Origin of the sequence: Pantoea sp. QMID4 (assembly GCF_030270445.1) — a bacterium.
Classification (GTDB): domain Bacteria; phylum Pseudomonadota; class Gammaproteobacteria; order Enterobacterales; family Enterobacteriaceae; genus Pantoea; species Pantoea vagans.
The window spans coordinates 457364-474348 of the sequence record NZ_BSXL01000003.1; the positions used below are offsets into that span (position 1 = coordinate 457364).

Sequence of the window (16985 nt, forward strand, 5' to 3'; positions counted from 1 at the left end):
TAGCTGGCAGCCCGGCGCAGTGGCCGGGCAAACAATCAGGATGCAGGAATTTTCAGGTTCTGCCCCAACATGACGTTGGTCGACTTCAGATTATTGGTCTGCATTATCGCTTTCGGACTGACGCCGTAGTGTGCGGCAATGCCGGTTAATGAATCACCCACCACAACTTTGTGGCGCACAACGCCGCGTGGCGTAGCGCGCGTGGTGCGACTGGCGACTGCACTGGCCGGCACTTTCAGCCGCTGTCCGACCCACACCACATCCCGCTTCAGGGTGTTCATCTCACGCAGGGTGTCCATGCTGACGCCATACTTCGTGGCAATCCCGGAAAGTGTCTCACCGCGCGTTACCGTATGACGCTGCGTTGCGCCGGTATATTGCGTCACCCCGGTCGCCGGGTTGCTGGCGACGCTAACCGCTGGCGACGAGCCCAGCGGCCGGTTTTCCTCCTTTGGGATGGATTGCAGCGGGTGCGCCAGGAAATAAGTGCGCAGACCTTTGTAGATCGACTGCGCAATCTTATCCTGGTGTGCGCTACTGCCTAGCAGTCGCTCCTCCGAGGAATTACTGATAAAGCCGGTTTCCACCAGCAAAGAAGGAATATCAGGCGAACGCAGCACGCCCAGGCTGGCATGCTCAGGCAAACGTTTGTGCAGCGAGGTTACGCTGCGCATCTGCTGTAAGACTTTCTGCGCGATGTCATAACCGACGCGCTGCGAGTGACCGAACTGCAGATCCAGTACTGCCTGACTGAGGTAGGGATCGGCCTGACTGTTAGCCAGCAGGTCACCCGCGCCGCCGAGTAGCTCAGACTGTTTCTCTTTCTGCTCCAGCCAGTTTGCCATTTCGTTGTTGGCGCGACGATTGGACAGGACCCAGACCGAGGCACCGGTCGCCGCATGGCTTGGCGCGGCGTCAGCGTGAATAGAGACCAGCACATTAGCATTGGCTTTACGCGCCACGTCGGAACGTCCCATGACCGAGATAAAATAGTCGCCATCGCGTGTCAGGACGCCTTTGAACATCGGATCGTTATTGAGCAACACCCGCAGTTTGCGGGCAATGGCGATAGTGACGTTTTTCTCTTTCAGTCCGCGCTGACCGATAGCGCCGGGGTCCTGACCGCCATGTCCGGCATCGATTGCCACAATCACGGTATCATTCTGGCTGACGGCAGTGCCGGGACGTACGGAACTCGCGGTGCTGGTCACGGACGTCACCGGATTCGAATTGAACGGGTTAGCCGCTGCGGCACTCTGCGTAGGTACGCGCGTCGGTGCTGTGACGGGCGCAGGCACGCTGCGCGTGACAGCGGGCGGCTTGCCGTTAATCGTGAAGACCACGCTGTAGCTGTTGCCATTACGCTGGGTGACTGCCCGGGTTTTACCCGCCTGCGTCAGTTCGAACACCAGCCGCACGCTCTGTTTGTCTTTTGGAGTGCTGGTACGAATTCGCTTTACGATGTTCTCGCCACTGAAATTCAGCGGCAGTCCCTGAACTACGCCGCTCTGGCGCACATCCAGCACCACACGATTCGGGTTGTGAAGAGAGAAGAAGGCATAGACCGGCTGTCCGGCAAAGTTCAGCGTAACGGTAGCCTGACTGTCGCCATTGGCCACTTTGATATCAGACAGCGTGGCGGCAAACAGGGGCGTACAGACCATCAGCATCAGTGAAACCAGTGCTATTTTCATCCGTGACATCATGCCTGATCCCTGCCCTGACCAACGTGTTCAAGCCATTGCTGGCCGGACGCGGATTGTGCCGTCAGTTCCGCTTCACGCGCGTCACCTACATAACGCAGCATTAAGGTGAGATCGGGCTGCGGCAGAAAACCGGCACCCTGCTGCGGCCATTCCACCAGACAGATCGCATCGCCACTGAAGTAGTCGCGAATGCCCATAAACTCAAGCTCTTCGGGATCGGCAAGGCGATAGAGGTCGAAATGGTAGAGTGTACGGTCATCCAGCGTGTAAGGTTCAACGAGGGTGTAAGTAGGACTTTTGACATTGCCCTGATGGCCCAGCGCCTGCAGAAAGCCGCGGCTGAAGGTGGTTTTACCCGCCCCCAGATCGCCATAGAGATAAATCACTGCCGCGCTGCCACAGGCGCGCGCCAGCTGAGCGCCCAAACTGAGCGTAGCCGCCTCATCGGGCAAAGAGATAACACAGGTCTTCATGCTTCTTTATTCATCTCAGGATTAACAAACTGCCACAGCAGATCCAGTAAATCAGTGGCCAGCATACCGCGAGTACCGCGTTCTGCCGCAACCGCATCGGCCGCTGCACCATGTGCAACGCAGCCCGCGCAGGCCGCATCGAACAGCGTCAGTTTCTGACCCACCAGCGAGGCGATAATTCCACTCAGGAGATCGCCCATCCCGCCGGAGGCCATACCGGCATTGCCCACATCCGCAAAGGCCATTTCGCCCTGCTCGCTGGCAATCAGCGTGCCGGCACCTTTCAGTACCACTACGCCACCATAACGTTGCGCCAATGTCTGCGCTGCATGTAAGCGGTCACTCTCAATTTCACTGGTCTCGATATTCAGCAAACGCGCCGCTTCGCCAGGATGCGGCGTAATAATGCGATTCTGACGTTTCTGAGCACTGATTGCCAGCAGGTTAAGTGCATCCGCGTCCCAAAGCATCGGCTTTTCACTGCCTGCTACCCGCTTCAGTGCCTGCTTTCCCCATTCTCGCTGACCCAGACCGGGTCCAATCGCGATGACATCAGCCCACTCCAGCGCCTCCGTCAGGCGTTCATCCGTCAGTTCATCGACCATAATTTCAGGCCGTGCGGTCAGGATCGGAATAATATTATCTTTGTGAGTAAGTACTCGCACCAAACCACTGCCGCTGCGTAATGCGGCCTCTGCCGTCATGCGTACTGCGCCAGCGGTACCTGCATCGCCTCCCACGACCAGCAGCCGGCCATGACTGCCCTTGTGCGAGGTCGGTCTGCGTGGCTTAAGCCAGCGGGTTAATGCGCTGGCATCATAACGGGCGATAGGTGCCTCTTCTCCGGCCAGAAAAGCAGCCAGACCAAGATCGGCATACCAGAGCTTTCCGATGTAGTCTCGCGCCTTGCCGGTGATCTGGCCCGGTTTCAGTGCGACCATACTCAGCGTGTGACTGGCATGAATCACCTCGCCGGGCGTGGTGCCGTTGCGCGCGCATAAACCAGAAGGCATATCAATAGCGACTGTCGGTGCTGCATGGGCGTTTGCCCGCTGAATCAGGGTTGCATAGGGTTCTTCGGGCGCGCGATGGCTGCCGGTTCCCAGCAGGGCATCGACAATCACATCAATCTGCTCTGGCCAGGCCGCATCGGCCGCATGGATTTCGCCGCCCGCGTCCAGCCATGCGTCCCGCGCGCGCTGCGCCTCTTCCGGCAACGATTTTTCGCTTTCGCATGCCAGCACTGTAATGGTTTTTCCCGCCGCCTGGCCCAGTCGCGCCAGCACATAGCCATCACCGCCGTTATTGCCGTGACCGCACAGGATTAGCCAGTGGCTGGCTTCGGGCCAGTGGGCTGTCAGATGCTCGTAAGCAGCCTGCCCGGCACGCTGCATCAGCTCATACAGCGTAATCCCGAGCACATCGGCGCCCTGTTGCTCAAGCTGCGCCACAGCCTGCGCAGGCCAGACAGAATATGGTAAACTGCGGCTGTTTTTCTTCGAATCCTGGTCACTCATGTCATACCCTCTCGATCTTCATGAACTCGCACAACAAATTAAACAGTGGGGATTGGATCTCGGCTTTCAGCAGGTCGGCATCACCGATACCGATCTCAGTGCAGAAGAGCCGCGCCTGCAGGAATGGCTGGATAAGCAGTATCATGGTGAGATGGCATGGATGGCGCGACACGGCATGATGCGGGCGCGTCCTCATGAGTTGCTTCCCGGCACGCTACGCGTCATCAGCGTTCGTATGAACTACCTTCCGGCCAAAGCTGCCTTTGCCAGCACGCTGAAAAATCCCCGACTGGGCTATGTCAGCCGTTATGCACTCGGTCGTGATTACCACAAAGTATTGCGCAATCGACTGAAAAAGCTCGGAGAAATGATCCAGCAGCGCTGTGGCGAGCTGAATTTCCGGCCGTTTGTGGATTCGGCACCGCTGCTTGAACGCCCGCTGGCGGCTAAAGCCGGACTCGGCTGGACCGGCAAACATTCGCTGATACTGAATCGGGAAGCAGGCTCGTGGTTTTTCCTCGGCGAGCTGCTGATCGACATTCCGCTGCCGGTCGACACCCCGCAGCAGGAGCAGTGTGGCCGCTGCGTTGCCTGCATGACCATCTGCCCCACCAGCGCTATCGTTGAGCCTTACGTCGTGGATGCCCGGCGCTGTATCTCCTATCTCACCATTGAGCTGGAAGGACCTATCCCGGAACAATTTCGTCCGCTGATGGGCAACCGGATTTATGGCTGCGATGACTGCCAGCTGATCTGTCCGTGGAATCGCTATGGACAACTCAGTGACGAAAGCGACTTTTCACCGCGCGCGGCGTTACATGCACCGGAACTGCTCGATCTGTTTCAATGGGATGAAGCGAAATTTTTACGCATCACGGAAGGCTCAGCGATTCGCCGTATTGGCCATTTACGCTGGCTGCGCAATATTGCCGTGGCGCTGGGTAATGCACCCTGGTCGCCCCACATTGTTCAGGTGCTGGGACAACGACTCGGTGAGAGTGAACTGCTGGATGAACATATTCAGTGGGCAGTGATGCAACAGCAGCAGAAACGCGAGCAGCTGGTCGTTGAAGTGCAGCCTGCCCAGCAGAAACGGCTGGTTCGTGCAGTTGAGAAGGGGTTACCGCGTGATGCCTGATTGAACAGCGAGCCGCTGGATATCGTTTTCCACATGCTGTGAATAAAAATAAAAAGCTGTTGTCATTCAACTGCAACAACGCTGATTTCACTGTGAAATAACAAATTGAAATATTTTCATAAACATAAATATCAATGACTTATGAAAAACTTGTGTTTATTTAATAATGAGACTACCGCTGCGGTTAAATCACAAAGCTGTGGATAACTCTGTTCAGAACACATTTACAGATCGCCCTGACAGGCACGAAAGATAGGAGGTAGTGCTGTGGATAACCTTCAGAAGACAACTAAAATCACGCGACCAAAAGCAGTCGTATAACGAACTGAAACAGGGGGTGTGATGTAAAAGCTGGAGCGGGAAACGAGACTCGAACTCGCGACCCCGACCTTGGCAAGGTCGTGCTCTACCAACTGAGCTATTCCCGCATAGAAGGGTACTGCTTTATAAAACTGGAGCGGGAAACGAGACTCGAACTCGCGACCCCGACCTTGGCAAGGTCGTGCTCTACCAACTGAGCTATTCCCGCAAAGAGGTTACTGCTTACATTTAAATCTGGAGCGGGAAACGAGACTCGAACTCGCGACCCCGACCTTGGCAAGGTCGTGCTCTACCAACTGAGCTATTCCCGCGCCTTGTACCGATACTAAATTCTTCACCGGTACGGGGTGCGCATTATACGAGAAATCGTTGCTGCTGCAAGCGTCTGAAAGCAAAATTTTTCGCTTTCCGCGCGTTTGTTGATTAAATCAGCAACCTGGTGGTTTCATGCGCACCCGTCGTCGATTAAAGCTGCAAAAAGTGTTCGCGGTAGTAAGCCAGCTCCGCCACCGACTCACGAATATCATCCAGCGCCTGGTGTGTGCCGCCTTTTTTGAAGCCAGGCAGGATATCCGGTTTCCAGCGACGAGCCAGCTCTTTCAGGGTACTGACATCCAGATAGCGATAGTGGAAGTACGCTTCCAGCTCAGGCATGTACTTAAACAGGAAACGGCGATCCTGCCCGATACTGTTGCCACAGATTGGCGACGTGTTAGCCGGAACCCACTGCTTCAGGAATTCAATAGTCGCCAGTTCGGCTGCGCGATCGTCAATCTGGCTTTCCTTCACCCGCGCAACCAGACCGCTGTTGGTGTGGGTGCGGACATTCCACTCGTCCATCAGCGCCAGTTGCGCATCGGACTGATGGACGGCCATGACCGGCCCTTCCGCCAGAATGTTCAGGTTGGCGTCAGTCACCAGGGTTGCAATCTCGATAATACGATCGTGCGTCGGATCAAGTCCGGTCATCTCAAGATCAATCCAGATCAGATTCTGTTCATTTCCAGTAGCCATGCTGTTTCCTGCGGTTGCTGTAGTCGTCATTCACGATGAATAAGGTGTATCATAGACGTTTTGCCCAGCCGGGCGAAATCTGGCTAACGCTGTGAGGGTGAGTGAGTAAAAATAAACTGTCAAAGGGCCAACAACGTCGCGTAAGCGCTAACCACGATCGCCGTCTCAACCAGCGCAGAGAGCGTCCGGAAGCGGATGACAACCTGTTTGGTGAAGCTGCAGATGGGGTCGTTGTGAGTCGTTTTGGCATGCATGCTGATGTTGAGGATAGCGCAGGCGTCGCCCACCGCTGCAATATCCGCCGTACTATCCGTTCGCTGGTTACTGGCGACCGTGTGCTGTGGCGTCCGGCCACCAGCGGCGGCAAAGGCATTGTTGAAGCGGTGCATGAACGCACCAGCGTATTAACCCGCCCTGATTTTTACGACGGCGTAAAGCCGATGGCGGCGAATATCGATCAGATCATCATCGTCTCTGCGATCCTGCCGGAACTGTCGCTGAACATCATTGATCGCTATCTGGTTGCCAGCGAAACGCTGGACATCGAACCGTTACTGGTCCTGAACAAAACCGATCTGCTGGATGACGAGGCGCGCGCCTTTGTTGATCAGCAGATGCATATCTATCGCGATATTGGTTATCGTGTGGTGATGGTTTCCAGCCGGGCGAAAAACGGCCTTGACGATCTGGAAGCGGCCTTAACCGACCGCGTGAGTATCTTTGCCGGTCAGTCTGGTGTCGGTAAATCAAGCCTGCTGAATGCCCTGCTCGGTTTCGACAAAGATGAGCAGGTCGCGATTCTGACCAACGAAGTATCAGATGGATCAGGCCTGGGCCAGCACACCACTACCGCATCACGCCTGTATCACTTCCCGCATGGCGGCGATGTGATCGATTCTCCCGGCGTGCGTGAGTTTGGTTTGTGGCATCTGGAGCCGGAACAGGTAACGCGTGGCTTTGTCGAATTCCGCCCCTACCTGGGCTATTGCAAATTCCGTGACTGCACACATGGCAGCGATCCCGGCTGTGCGATTCGTGAAGCGGTCGAACAGGGAAAAATCCACGCTTCCCGTTTCGATAACTACCACCGTATCCTGGAGAGCATGGCGCAGGTAAAAACGCGTAAAAATTTCCCTGATGGTGAAAGTTAATCGGTATAACCGCGTCTGAGCGGATAAGCCGCTGCATTTTGCGAGGTGGATTCCGATCAGGCGTCCGGACCGTGCAGCGTGCCGGAAATCAGGTATAGTCGCCATCTGAACGGGGCACTGCTACAATCCGCCCCTTTTTACCATGTCCTGAAATAGCCAGGAGGCTAAGGTGTTTGATCGTTTAAAACTCGGCTTGAATCATATTCTCCCGAAGAAATGGCTGACTGAACTTGCCGGTTGGGGCGCCAGTCGCCGCGGTGGTTGGTTGACTAAACTGGTCATTGACATCTTTGTCTGGTTTTACAAAGTCGATATGGCGGAGGCACGCAAGTCCGATACCGCCAGCTATCGCACGTTTAATGACTTTTTCGTTCGTCCGCTGAAAGACGATGCGCGTCCGGTGGATGCAGACGCCAGCCTGATCGCCCTGCCCGCAGATGGTGCTATCAGCCAGCTCGGCCATATTCATGGCGATCAGATTTTCCAGGCTAAAGGTCATCACTACACCATCGATGCTCTGCTGGCGGGTGATGAGCGTATGGCAGCTCAATTTGTGGATGGTGAGTTCGTCACCACCTATCTGGCTCCGCGCGATTATCACCGCGTCCACATGCCATGTAACGGTATCCTGCGTGAGATGATTTATGTGCCAGGCGATCTCTATTCAGTCAACCCGCTGACCGCGCGTAATATTCCCAACCTGTTTGCCCGTAACGAGCGCGTTATCTGCTATTTCGAAACGGATATCGGACCGATGGTGCAGATTCTGGTAGGTGCAACGATTGTCGGCAGCATTGAAACCGTCTGGGCGGGCACCATCACCCCACCGCGTGAAGGTGTGATCAAACGCTGGCACTATCCGGCAGCGGATGATGAAGGTGCCGTGGTGCTGCTTAAAGGTCAGGAAATGGGCCGCTTTAAACTCGGCTCGACTGTCATCAACCTGTTCGCACCTGGCCGCGTCAAACTGGCTGAAAGTCTGGAAGCAGAAAGCAAAACCCGTCTGGGCCAACCGCTGGCGATCGCGCTGCCGGTGGCGACAGACATTTCCGACGTCATCGTCGGCTAAATTGAGTGTCCTCTGTGCGTTCGATTCTCCTCCTGCTGCTGAGCCTGTGGCTCAGCAGCCCGGCCTTCGCGGCCAGCCTTCCTGACGCCAGCCAGCTCAAACAGCAGCTGGAAGAGATAAAATCTGCCAAAAGTTCTCCATCCCAGGCGGAACAGATCCAGACGATTGAAGCTGCCCTGAACTTCCTCTCTGAACGCGATGACTCGCTGGAGCGCGCGGCGCAATATCAGCAGGTGATTGATGACTTTCCGCGTCTGGCGCGCGAACTGCGTCAGCAGATCGCCGCGCTGAGCGACAGCGGGAAAACCGTACGCAGCAACATGAGCAGCGCCGAGCTGGATCAGGAGATTGTGCAGGTCAGCAGCCAGTTGCTGGAAGAGGGTCGTCAGGCACGCCAGGAGCAGGATCGGGCGCGGGAAATCAGCGATTCGTTGTCGCAACTGCCGCAGCAGCAGACCGAAGCACGCCGGGCGATGACGGAGAGTGAACGCCGACTGCAGGGCGTCAGTACCAGTTCACCGCAGGGCCAGCTGCAACTGGCGGCTCGTCAGGCGGAAAGCGCCGCTAATAAAGCGCTCGTTGATGAACTTGAGCTGGCCCAGCTCTCCGCCAATAACCGTCAGGAACTGGCGAGGATGCGGGCTGAAGTTCACCAGCGTAAAGCGACACAGCTCGACAACTACCTGCAGGCACTGCGCAACCAGCTCAATGATCAGCGGCAACGTGAAGCGGAAGTCGCTCTTGCCCGCACCGAGCAACTGGCGGAAAACAGCGGCGATCTGCCGCCGGCGATCAGCGATCAGTTTCGGGTTAACCGCGAACTCTCGGTTGCGCTGAATCAGCAGGCGCAGCGTATGGATCTGGTGGCGTCACAGCAGCGGCTGGCCACCAACCAGATTATTCAGGTCCGTCAGGCGCTCTCTACTCTGCGAGAACAGTCGCAGTGGCTGGGCGTCTCTAATCTGCTGGGCGAAGCGCTTCGGGCGCAGGTCGCACGTCTGCCAGAGATGCCTAAGTCTCAGCAGATTGATAATGAGATGGCACAGCTTCGCGTACAGCGTCTCTACTATGAAGATCTGCTGGAGCGTCAGGAAACGCTGCGCAAAGGACGGCAGGCCGATGGTCAGCCCTTCACCGCAGAACAGAAGCGTATTCTTGATGCGCAGCTACGCACCCAGCGTGAACTGCTCAACTCCCTGATCTCCGGCTGTGACACCCTGATTCTGGAGATCACAAAACTCAAGGTCGGAAACACTCAGCTGCAGGATGCGCTGACGGAGGTCAAAGACGCGACGCACCGCTATCTGTTCTGGACCGCTGACGTCAGTCCGATCGGTCTGAGTTATCCGCTGGATCTGGCTAAAGACCTTTCCCGACTGCTGTCGCTGGATACGCTGGGTCAGCTTGGCAAAGCGATGGCGATGATGTTTACCAGCCGTAATTCAGTGCTGCCGATTATTGGCGCCCTGCTGCTGGTCGGTTTTAGCATCAGCTCGCGCCGCCACTTCAATGCATTTCTTGAACGTTCTGCCAGCAAAGTCGGCAAGGTCACCCAGGATCGTTTCCGTCTGACCATCCGTACCGTGTTCTGGTCGATTCTGGTGGCGCTGCCGCTGCCCGTACTGTGGGGTGCACTGGGTTATGGCCTGCAGAACGCCTGGCCCTATCCTATCGCTGTGGCGATTGGTGATGGCATTACCGCCACGCTGCCGCTGCTGTGGGCATTTATGATCAGCGCCGCCTTTGCCCGTCCGAATGGCCTGTTCATTGTGCATTTCCGCTGGCCGCAGAACCGGGTAGCGCGCGCCATGCGCTACTACTCGCTGAGCATCGGCCTGATTGTGCCGCTGATTATGCTGCTGATAGCCTTTGGCAATCTGGAAGATCGTCAGTTCTCCTCGTCGCTGGGTCGCCTCTGTTTCATCCTGATCTGCGGAGCAATCAGCATTGTTACCGTCAGCCTGAAACGATCCGGTATTCCGCTCTATCTCGATAAAGAGGGGAATGGCGAGAATATGGTGAACCGGATGCTGTGGAACCTGATGATCGCCATGCCGCTGATGGCTGCCCTCGCCTCCGCCGTGGGATACCTGGCGACCGCGCAGGCGCTGCTGGCGCGACTGGAAACCTCAGTCGCCATCTGGTTCCTGCTACTGGTTATCTACCACATTATCCGGCGCTGGATGCTGATTCAGCGTCGCCGTCTTGGTTTTGACCGCGCCCGTCAGCGCCGTGCCGATATGCTGGCTAACCGGGCGCGCAGTGAAGAAGAGAAAGAGCAAAGCGCATTGATGACTGATTCGATTGAAATTGAAGAACCTGTTATCGATCTTGACGCTATCAGCACCCAGTCGCTGCGGCTCGTGCGCTCGATTCTGACATTAATTGCGTTGGTTTCGGTCATTGTGCTCTGGTCTGAAATTCACTCCGCCTTTGGCTTTCTGGAGAATATTCAGCTGTGGGATGTCAGCACCTCTATTCAGGGAGTCGAGTCGATCGAGCCGATTACCCTGGGTGCAGTGCTGATCGCCATTCTGGTATTTATTATTACCACTCAGCTGGTGCGCAATATGCCTGCACTGCTCGAGCTGGCACTGTTGCAGCATCTTAATCTGACGCCGGGTACCGGTTACGCCATTACTACACTGACCAAATATCTGCTGCTGCTGATTGGCGGGCTGATTGGTTTCTCGATGATTGGGATTGAATGGTCGAAACTGCAGTGGCTGGTTGCCGCACTGGGTCTGGGACTGGGTTTCGGTATGCAGGAGATTTTTGCCAACTTTATCTCTGGCCTGATTATCCTGTTCGAAAAGCCGATTCGTATCGGCGACACCGTGACAATCCGCGAGCTTACTGGCAGCATTACCCGCATCAATACACGTGCAACCACGATCACCGACTGGGACCGAAAGGAAATTATCGTTCCCAATAAGACCTTTATCACTGAGCAGTTTATTAACTGGTCGCTGTCTGATTCCGTAACGCGTGTGGTGCTCACCATCCCGGCTCCGGCCAAAATCAGCAGTGAGCAGGTAACCACCATTCTGGTGCAGGCGGCCGAACGCTGCAGTTATGTGCTTGATACGCCACCGCCGGAAGCGTTCCTCGTCGATCTGCAGCAGGGGATTCAGTTGTTTGAGATCAGGGTACATGCTGCAGAGATGGGGCACCGTATGCCGCTGCGTCATGAGCTGCACCAGCTGATTCTGCTCGGGTTTGAGCAACACGGTATTGAGATGCCGTTCCCACCGTTCCAGATGCGCATGGAAACCCTGGGCAAGAAGCTGCCTGCCAGCAACGGTGCGCCCGCAGCCCGCGCCTATAAATCTGGCGGCCTGTAATGCTAAACGCCCGGCTGAGCCGGGCGTTATTTCAGGTCTGAGCCGTCAGTTACTGTTTAACGAACTCTTCACCCTGCGCGATATCTTTCTTCAGTGTATCCAGCATGCCTGACAGCGCCTGCTGTTCGTAAGCGCTGAGTGTGCCAATTGGCCTGCGTTCAGCAATGCCATTTTTACCGAGCAGCAGCGGCTGAGAGAAGAAGCGGGCATGTTCGCCCTCGCCTTCCACGTAAGCACACTCTACAACATTCGCCTCACCCTTCAGTGCGCGTACCAGCGATAAACCGAAACGCGCGGCCGCCTGGCCCATCGACAACGTAGCCGATCCGCCACCCGCTTTAGCTTCCACCACTTCTGTGCCAGCGTTCTGAATACGTTTGGTTAAATCAGCCACTTCCTGATCGCTGAAGCTGACGCCTTTGACCTGTGACAGCAGCGGCAGAATGGTTACGCCAGAGTGGCCGCCAATCACCGGGACTTCCACCTGATCCGGCTGCTTCCCTTTCAGTGTGGCCACAAAAGTGTTAGCACGAATAATGTCCAGCGTGGTCACGCCAAACAGACGATTTTTGTCGTAGACGCCGTGCTTTTTCAGCACTTCTGCCGCGATGGCAACAGTGGTATTGACCGGATTGGTAATAACACCAATCAACGCTTTAGGGGCCGTTGTGGCAACCTGTTCAATCAGGTTACGAACAATGCCTGCGTTCACATTGAACAGGTCAGCGCGATCCATACCGGGTTTACGTGCGACGCCAGCAGAAATCAGTACCACATCGGCACCCTGTAAGGCAGGCGTGGCGTCTTCTCCACTAAAACCTTCAATGGCGACAGCAGTAGGAATATGGCTGAGATCAACGGCAACGCCAGGCGTAACCGGCGCAATGTCATACAGTGAGAGTTCTGAACCCGCGGGAAGCTGGGTTTTGAGCAGAAGTGCGAGCGCCTGGCCTATGCCGCCAGCGGCACCGAGAACGGCAACTTTCATTCTTAACTCCTTATTAAGGTGGGGCAGAGATGGGCCGAAATTCTATCTGTGTCAGACCTTAATCAACTGCTCAGGCGACGATAAATATCCGCTGTTAATTCTACGTGTTTTCACACTTGCTCGCCGGATTCAAAAGTTACTTATCATTGCGCCTGAATGACCGACAACTTTGCCGTCGTCAGACAGAGAACGGCTATGTGCGTTTTCTGTTCCTGCTTCTGATACTACACCACCAATCATATAACAACTTTGCAACCTTCGCCTTTCGGGGCTGTGACGGGGGTTTTGGTCTGAGCGGATTTATTTGCTATTATCGCCGCCCGCTAGCAGCCCGAACTCTGCTCATCAATCGACCGATTGCATAAAAATGCATTTAAATGCATAATCACCACTCTGCCGCGGGCGGATGCGCGGTTATTCTCTCTATTTATTGGTAACCTATGCGAAACCCATCAAAACAAGACGATCTGATCAAGGCTTTCAAGGCCTTATTAAAAGAAGAAAAATTCAGTTCCCAGGGCGAAATTGTTCAGGCGCTTCAGGATGAGGGCTTTGAAAATATCAACCAGTCCAAAGTCTCGCGGATGCTGACCAAGTTTGGCGCAGTGCGCACCCGTAATGCCAGGATGGAAATGGTCTATTGCCTGCCCGCTGAACTGGGCGTGCCGACCACCACCAGCCCGTTAAAAAACCTGGTACTGGATATCGACTACAACGATGCGCTGGTGGTGATTCATACCAGTCCAGGCGCAGCACAGCTGATTGCACGTATGCTGGATTCGCTGGGCAAAGCGCATGGGATCCTTGGCACGATCGCTGGCGATGACACAATCTTTATTACCCGTGCACGCGACTTTACGGTTAAGCAGCTGCACAGCGCGATCCTCAACCTGTTTGAACAGGAGCTCTGATCGCTGACTGACGGCCAGCTATCCCGCCCCAGGTCGTCAGTTCGTTCTCTCTGCCCATCTTTTTGCGTCACACTGCCCCGCTGTTTAAGACTAATAAGCCAGCGTTAATACATCTGTATCCTGGTCAGATCGCTTACTCTGCTTTACGTTGTGCGCTATTTTACACTGCTTTACATCACTGAACCGGCACCATTGCCCGGATCCAGATCAAACTCCAGTCCAATACGCCTCATAGTTTCGCACTAAACGTTAAAGTGATCTATCTCACTGTTTTTGTGACTGAAATCACCGAAAAGGATATTTTTTATGCTGTTTTTATAACGTTAAGTTATTAAAAGTAGGTATAAGGATAAAGAATCACAAAAAAACATTATTAGCCGGATATTAATTTCTCTCGTTATTAGTTCTATACTTCTTTTCGTGATGCAAATCACACTAACCAGAAAGATAAAAATAGACGACGAGGAAATATCTATGAACGTAAAAACTACCATCGCTACCCTGAGCATTCTCTCTGCACTCTCATTTGGTGCAGTAGCAGCAGAATCTATCGATGCCGCGCAGGCACAGGATCTGCAGGCTGTCGGCACCATCAGTGTCAGCGGCGTCGCGGGTTCACCAATGGATATCAAACAGAAGCTTAGTGACAAAGCGGATCAGCAGGGTGCAAAAGCCTATCGCGTGATCGAGGCTTACAACAATGGCAATTATCACGCTACCGCCGCGCTGTATAACTAAACCCATAATGCCAGCGGCTCTCTTTCTGACACGCCTTTTTGCGCTCCGGAGAGCTGAAGCAAAATCTTCAGGAGAGTTGACCATGAAAATGAAATTAGCAATTGCTGCTCTTAGTCTGGCGTCCCTGTTTTCAGTGGGTGCCAGCGCCGCCAGCCTGGTATCGAATGAACAGGCGCAGGGTCTGCAGCCCATGAATCAGACCATCAGTATTGGCGGACGTAACGGCGACCAGACGCATATCCGTCAGGTGCTGTCAGATAAAGCGGATGCACAGGGCGCAAGCCATTATCGCATCATCGAAAACAACCAGGACAACACCTGGCATGTCACCGCTGAGCTTTATAAATAATTAACCGTGATGACGCCTGAAGGCGCATGACAAATATCGACGACCGGCCCTTACGAGTAACCGCAGGTTGTTGAATATATTGATGAAATAATCATGAATATCAAAACAACCATCGCTACAGTCAGTCTGCTTTCTGTTATGGCGTTCGGCGCTTCTGCCGCACAGCTGGTAACCGGTGACCAGACGCAGAATCTGCAGCCTGCGGGTACCGTGACCATCAGTGGAACCGCGGGATCGCCTATGGATTACCGCGCAGAGCTTTCCCAGAAAGCAGATGAGCAGGGTGCCAGCGCCTACAAAGTGATCGAGGCGCGTACCGGTGATAACTATCACATCACCGCACAGCTTTATAGGTAATTCCTCGTCAGATTAATGACGAACCCTTTGGCCCCGCTCGCCGGGGCCTTTTTTCATCTGATATATTATCTGACATTAAAGTGCAGCCGGCCTTCCAGCTCCTCTTCCGCTTCATCAAATAACAGAATCAGCGCGCCATAGCGCCGTCGCTGCCCCCTGCCCAGATTGACAAACTCAATCTCCAGCGGCATCGGTAACAGATCGCCCGTCACCACATCCCATAATCCATCCAGATCGCAGATGCGGCGCTCCTCCAGTGCAAATCGCTCGCTGAACTGGCGGAAGAAATGGAACTGGTCGACAATTTCATTAAAATCAAAACGCTCGATTTTCATGCTGACGGCTCCCATGCTCCGTCTGCGGGCGACCTCTGCCGCCCGTTCATGACCGTTAGCTCAAACCGCCCAGGTGCAGCGCTTTGACCTCCAGATATTCTTCCATACCGAGTACCGAACCTTCGCGGCCCAGACCCGACTCTTTCACACCACCAAACGGCGCCAGCTCGGTGGAAACGGCACACTCGTTGATGCCGATCATCCCGCTTTCCAGCGACGCTGAGACGCGGAACACCCGTTGCAGATTCTGGGTATAAAAGTAAGCGGCAAGGCCGAATGGCGTATCATTGGCGCGGCGGATGACGTCATCTTCATCATCAAAGCGGAAACAGGCAGCCACCGGGCCAAAGGTCTCTTCCTGCGCAAGCTGCATGCCTTCATGCGCCTCGGTAATGACCGTAGGCTGCCAGAAGTTGCCACCCAGCGCATGGCGCTCACCACCCGCCAGTAATTTGCCGCCTTTGGCTACCGCGTCTTTCACGTGCTGCTCAACTTTTTCCACCGCCGACGCTTCAATCAATGGTCCGACAATCACGCCTTCATCCATACCGTTGCCAACCTTCAGCTTGTTCACTTCGGCAGCCAGTTGCTGAGTAAAACGGTCATAGATGGCATTGTGGATATAAAAGCGGTTTACGCTGACGCACACCTGGCCTGCATTACGGAATTTGTTGGCAATCGCACCCTGTACAGCGGCATCAATGTCGGCATCGTCGAACACGATGTATGGGGCATTCCCCCCTAATTCCATCGACACTTTCTTCATGGTTTCGGCGGCATTGCGCATCAGCAGCTTGCCCACCTGGGTGGAGCCGGTGAACGAGATTTTACGTACCGCTTTGCTGGCCATGATCGCATCGCTGATGGCATGGGTATCACCCGCCACCGCGTTCAGCACGCCATCCGGCACGCCCGCCTGTTTTGCCAGTGCCAGCAGGGCAAAGGCGGAGAGTGGCGTATTATTAGCAGGTTTGATAATGCCGGTGCAGCCTGCCGCCAGAGCCGGACCCAGTTTGCGGGTCAGCATCGCCATCGGGAAATTCCACGGCGTAATGGCAGCCACTACGCCAATCGGTTCGCGGGTCGCCAGAATGCGGGAGCCGGGTTTTGCCGGCGGAATGATCTCGCCGTTCGCCCGTTTAGCCTGCTCGGCGAACCACTGAATAAAGCTGGCGGCGTATTCAACCTCTCCCTCCGCTTCCTTCAGGGGTTTGCCCTGTTCAGTGGTCATCAGCTGTCCCAGCCAGCGCTTGTTCTCAATCATTAGCTGGTACCAGCGAGTGAGAATTTCAGCACGCGCTTTGGCGGTCTGCGCCCGCCAGGCGGGAAAGGCGCGTTCCGCTGCGGCGATAGCCTGCTCCGTTTCCGCCTTACCGGCTTTTGCCACCTGCGCAATCACCTCGCCGGTTGCCGGATTGGTCACATCAAACGTGGACGCCGCCTGATGCCACTGACCGTCCGCTAAATAGCCGGTGCGGAACAGTTCGCTCTCTTGCAATGATTTCATTGATTCGCTCCTGTCAGTTTTGCTCTTCCGTCTGGAGAGTATAGTTGGCAAAAGCGACAGATTTTGT

Annotated in this window: 15 protein-coding genes and 3 tRNA genes; 8 read left to right on the forward strand and 10 right to left on the reverse strand. The window is 55.1% G+C overall.

Going from position 1 to position 16985, the window contains the following annotated elements:
• Window positions 1–35: 35 nt before the first annotated feature.
• From amiB to nnr, 3 genes are read right to left on the reverse strand one after another with little or no spacing between them, the layout of a single operon-like run.
• Entirely contained in the window at window positions 36–1706 is a 1671-nt protein-coding gene (gene amiB, locus QSK07_RS09530; RefSeq protein WP_098052272.1) for an N-acetylmuramoyl-L-alanine amidase AmiB, read from the reverse strand.
• The gene (tsaE, locus tag QSK07_RS09535; protein ID WP_098052271.1) at window positions 1703–2179 is read right to left on the reverse strand and encodes a tRNA (adenosine(37)-N6)-threonylcarbamoyltransferase complex ATPase subunit type 1 TsaE; all 477 of its coding nucleotides are present in this window, start codon (window positions 2177–2179) and stop codon (window positions 1703–1705) included. Before tsaE ends, amiB begins: the two co-directional genes overlap by 4 nt.
• Complete coding sequence (gene nnr, locus QSK07_RS09540; protein WP_285721458.1) at window positions 2176–3696, reverse strand: bifunctional ADP-dependent NAD(P)H-hydrate dehydratase/NAD(P)H-hydrate epimerase; 1521 nt, start codon at window positions 3694–3696, stop codon at window positions 2176–2178. Before nnr ends, tsaE begins: the two co-directional genes overlap by 4 nt.
• On the opposite strand from nnr, the gene queG reads away from it, so the two are divergent.
• Entirely contained in the window at window positions 3695–4834 is a 1140-nt protein-coding gene (queG, locus tag QSK07_RS09545) for a tRNA epoxyqueuosine(34) reductase QueG (protein ID WP_275221610.1), read from the forward strand. The genes nnr and queG overlap by 2 nt on opposite strands.
• 352 nt (window positions 4835–5186) lie before the next feature.
• Here the strand turns inward: queG and QSK07_RS09550 are convergent.
• The 4 genes from QSK07_RS09550 to orn form a co-directional block, all read right to left on the reverse strand.
• Window positions 5187–5262, reverse strand: a tRNA-Gly gene (locus tag QSK07_RS09550).
• Between the two features lie 25 nt (window positions 5263–5287).
• A tRNA-Gly gene (locus tag QSK07_RS09555) sits at window positions 5288–5363 on the reverse strand.
• A 27-nt stretch (window positions 5364–5390) separates the two neighbouring features.
• Window positions 5391–5466, reverse strand: a tRNA-Gly gene (locus QSK07_RS09560).
• 154 nt (window positions 5467–5620) lie between these two features.
• On the reverse strand, window positions 5621–6169 hold the full coding sequence (gene orn / locus QSK07_RS09565) for an oligoribonuclease (RefSeq protein WP_010256094.1): 549 nt from the start codon (window positions 6167–6169) through the stop codon (window positions 5621–5623).
• Window positions 6170–6270: 101 nt separating this feature from the next.
• Here orn and rsgA point away from each other — a divergent pair, with 101 nt between their 5' ends.
• The 3 genes from rsgA to mscM all read left to right on the forward strand — a co-directional run bounded on the left by rsgA (window position 6271) and on the right by mscM (window position 11733).
• Window positions 6271–7320 carry a small ribosomal subunit biogenesis GTPase RsgA gene (gene rsgA / locus QSK07_RS09570; RefSeq protein WP_098052268.1) on the forward strand — a complete coding sequence of 350 codons (1050 nt, stop codon included), beginning with the start codon at window positions 6271–6273 and terminating at the stop codon, window positions 7318–7320.
• Between the two features lie 169 nt (window positions 7321–7489).
• The gene (gene asd / locus QSK07_RS09575) at window positions 7490–8389 is read left to right on the forward strand and encodes an archaetidylserine decarboxylase (protein ID WP_285721459.1); all 900 of its coding nucleotides are present in this window, start codon (window positions 7490–7492) and stop codon (window positions 8387–8389) included.
• Between the two features lie 14 nt (window positions 8390–8403).
• The gene (mscM, locus tag QSK07_RS09580; RefSeq protein ID WP_285721460.1) at window positions 8404–11733 is read left to right on the forward strand and encodes a miniconductance mechanosensitive channel MscM; all 3330 of its coding nucleotides are present in this window, start codon (window positions 8404–8406) and stop codon (window positions 11731–11733) included.
• A gap of 49 nt (window positions 11734–11782) precedes the next feature.
• Here the strand turns inward: mscM and mdh are convergent, their stop codons facing one another.
• Window positions 11783–12721 (reverse strand): malate dehydrogenase, encoded by a 939-nt coding sequence (gene mdh / locus QSK07_RS09585; RefSeq protein ID WP_098052265.1) that lies wholly within the window; start codon window positions 12719–12721, stop codon window positions 11783–11785.
• A gap of 440 nt (window positions 12722–13161) precedes the next feature.
• Between mdh and argR the strand changes: the two genes are divergently transcribed.
• The 4 genes from argR (at window position 13162) to yhcN (QSK07_RS09605) (ending at window position 15076) form a co-directional block, all read left to right on the forward strand.
• The gene (gene argR, locus QSK07_RS09590) at window positions 13162–13632 is read left to right on the forward strand and encodes a transcriptional regulator ArgR (protein ID WP_013359192.1); all 471 of its coding nucleotides are present in this window, start codon (window positions 13162–13164) and stop codon (window positions 13630–13632) included.
• Window positions 13633–14106: 474 nt separating this feature from the next.
• On the forward strand, window positions 14107–14370 hold the full coding sequence (gene yhcN, locus QSK07_RS09595; RefSeq protein WP_098052264.1) for a peroxide/acid stress response protein YhcN: 264 nt from the start codon (window positions 14107–14109) through the stop codon (window positions 14368–14370).
• An 82-nt stretch (window positions 14371–14452) separates the two neighbouring features.
• Complete coding sequence (locus QSK07_RS09600) at window positions 14453–14719, forward strand: YdgH/BhsA/McbA-like domain containing protein (protein ID WP_285721461.1); 267 nt, start codon at window positions 14453–14455, stop codon at window positions 14717–14719.
• 93 nt (window positions 14720–14812) lie between these two features.
• Window positions 14813–15076, forward strand: coding sequence for a peroxide/acid stress response protein YhcN (yhcN, locus tag QSK07_RS09605; RefSeq protein ID WP_098052263.1), 264 nt, complete (start codon window positions 14813–14815; stop codon window positions 15074–15076).
• A gap of 65 nt (window positions 15077–15141) precedes the next feature.
• Here yhcN (QSK07_RS09605) and QSK07_RS09610 read toward each other — a convergent pair whose 3' ends face one another.
• Window positions 15142–15411 (reverse strand): barstar family protein, encoded by a 270-nt coding sequence (locus QSK07_RS09610; RefSeq protein ID WP_098053126.1) that lies wholly within the window; start codon window positions 15409–15411, stop codon window positions 15142–15144.
• Between the two features lie 55 nt (window positions 15412–15466).
• Window positions 15467–16918 carry an NAD-dependent succinate-semialdehyde dehydrogenase gene (locus tag QSK07_RS09615; RefSeq protein WP_285721462.1) on the reverse strand — a complete coding sequence of 484 codons (1452 nt, stop codon included), beginning with the start codon at window positions 16916–16918 and terminating at the stop codon, window positions 15467–15469.
• Window positions 16919–16985 lie beyond the last annotated feature (67 nt).

Bases quoted from the DNA above. Each gene is read 5' to 3' on its own strand.
- mdh (WP_098052265.1), bottom strand. From the start codon at position 12,721: ATGAAAGTTGCCGTTCTCGGTGCCGCTGGCGGCATAGGCCAGGCGCTC.
- queG (WP_275221610.1), top strand. From the start codon at position 3,695: ATGTCATACCCTCTCGATCTTCATGAACTCGCACAACAAATTAAACAG.
- nnr (WP_285721458.1), bottom strand. From the start codon at position 3,696: ATGAGTGACCAGGATTCGAAGAAAAACAGCCGCAGTTTACCATATTCT.
- amiB (WP_098052272.1), bottom strand. From the start codon at position 1,706: ATGATGTCACGGATGAAAATAGCACTGGTTTCACTGATGCTGATGGTC.
- argR (WP_013359192.1), top strand. From the start codon at position 13,162: ATGCGAAACCCATCAAAACAAGACGATCTGATCAAGGCTTTCAAGGCC.
- QSK07_RS09600 (WP_285721461.1), top strand. From the start codon at position 14,453: ATGAAAATGAAATTAGCAATTGCTGCTCTTAGTCTGGCGTCCCTGTTT.
- tsaE (WP_098052271.1), bottom strand. From the start codon at position 2,179: ATGAAGACCTGTGTTATCTCTTTGCCCGATGAGGCGGCTACGCTCAGT.
- orn (WP_010256094.1), bottom strand. From the start codon at position 6,169: ATGGCTACTGGAAATGAACAGAATCTGATCTGGATTGATCTTGAGATG.
- QSK07_RS09615 (WP_285721462.1), bottom strand. From the start codon at position 16,918: ATGAAATCATTGCAAGAGAGCGAACTGTTCCGCACCGGCTATTTAGCG.
- yhcN (WP_098052263.1), top strand. From the start codon at position 14,813: ATGAATATCAAAACAACCATCGCTACAGTCAGTCTGCTTTCTGTTATG.
- yhcN (WP_098052264.1), top strand. From the start codon at position 14,107: ATGAACGTAAAAACTACCATCGCTACCCTGAGCATTCTCTCTGCACTC.
- QSK07_RS09610 (WP_098053126.1), bottom strand. From the start codon at position 15,411: ATGAAAATCGAGCGTTTTGATTTTAATGAAATTGTCGACCAGTTCCAT.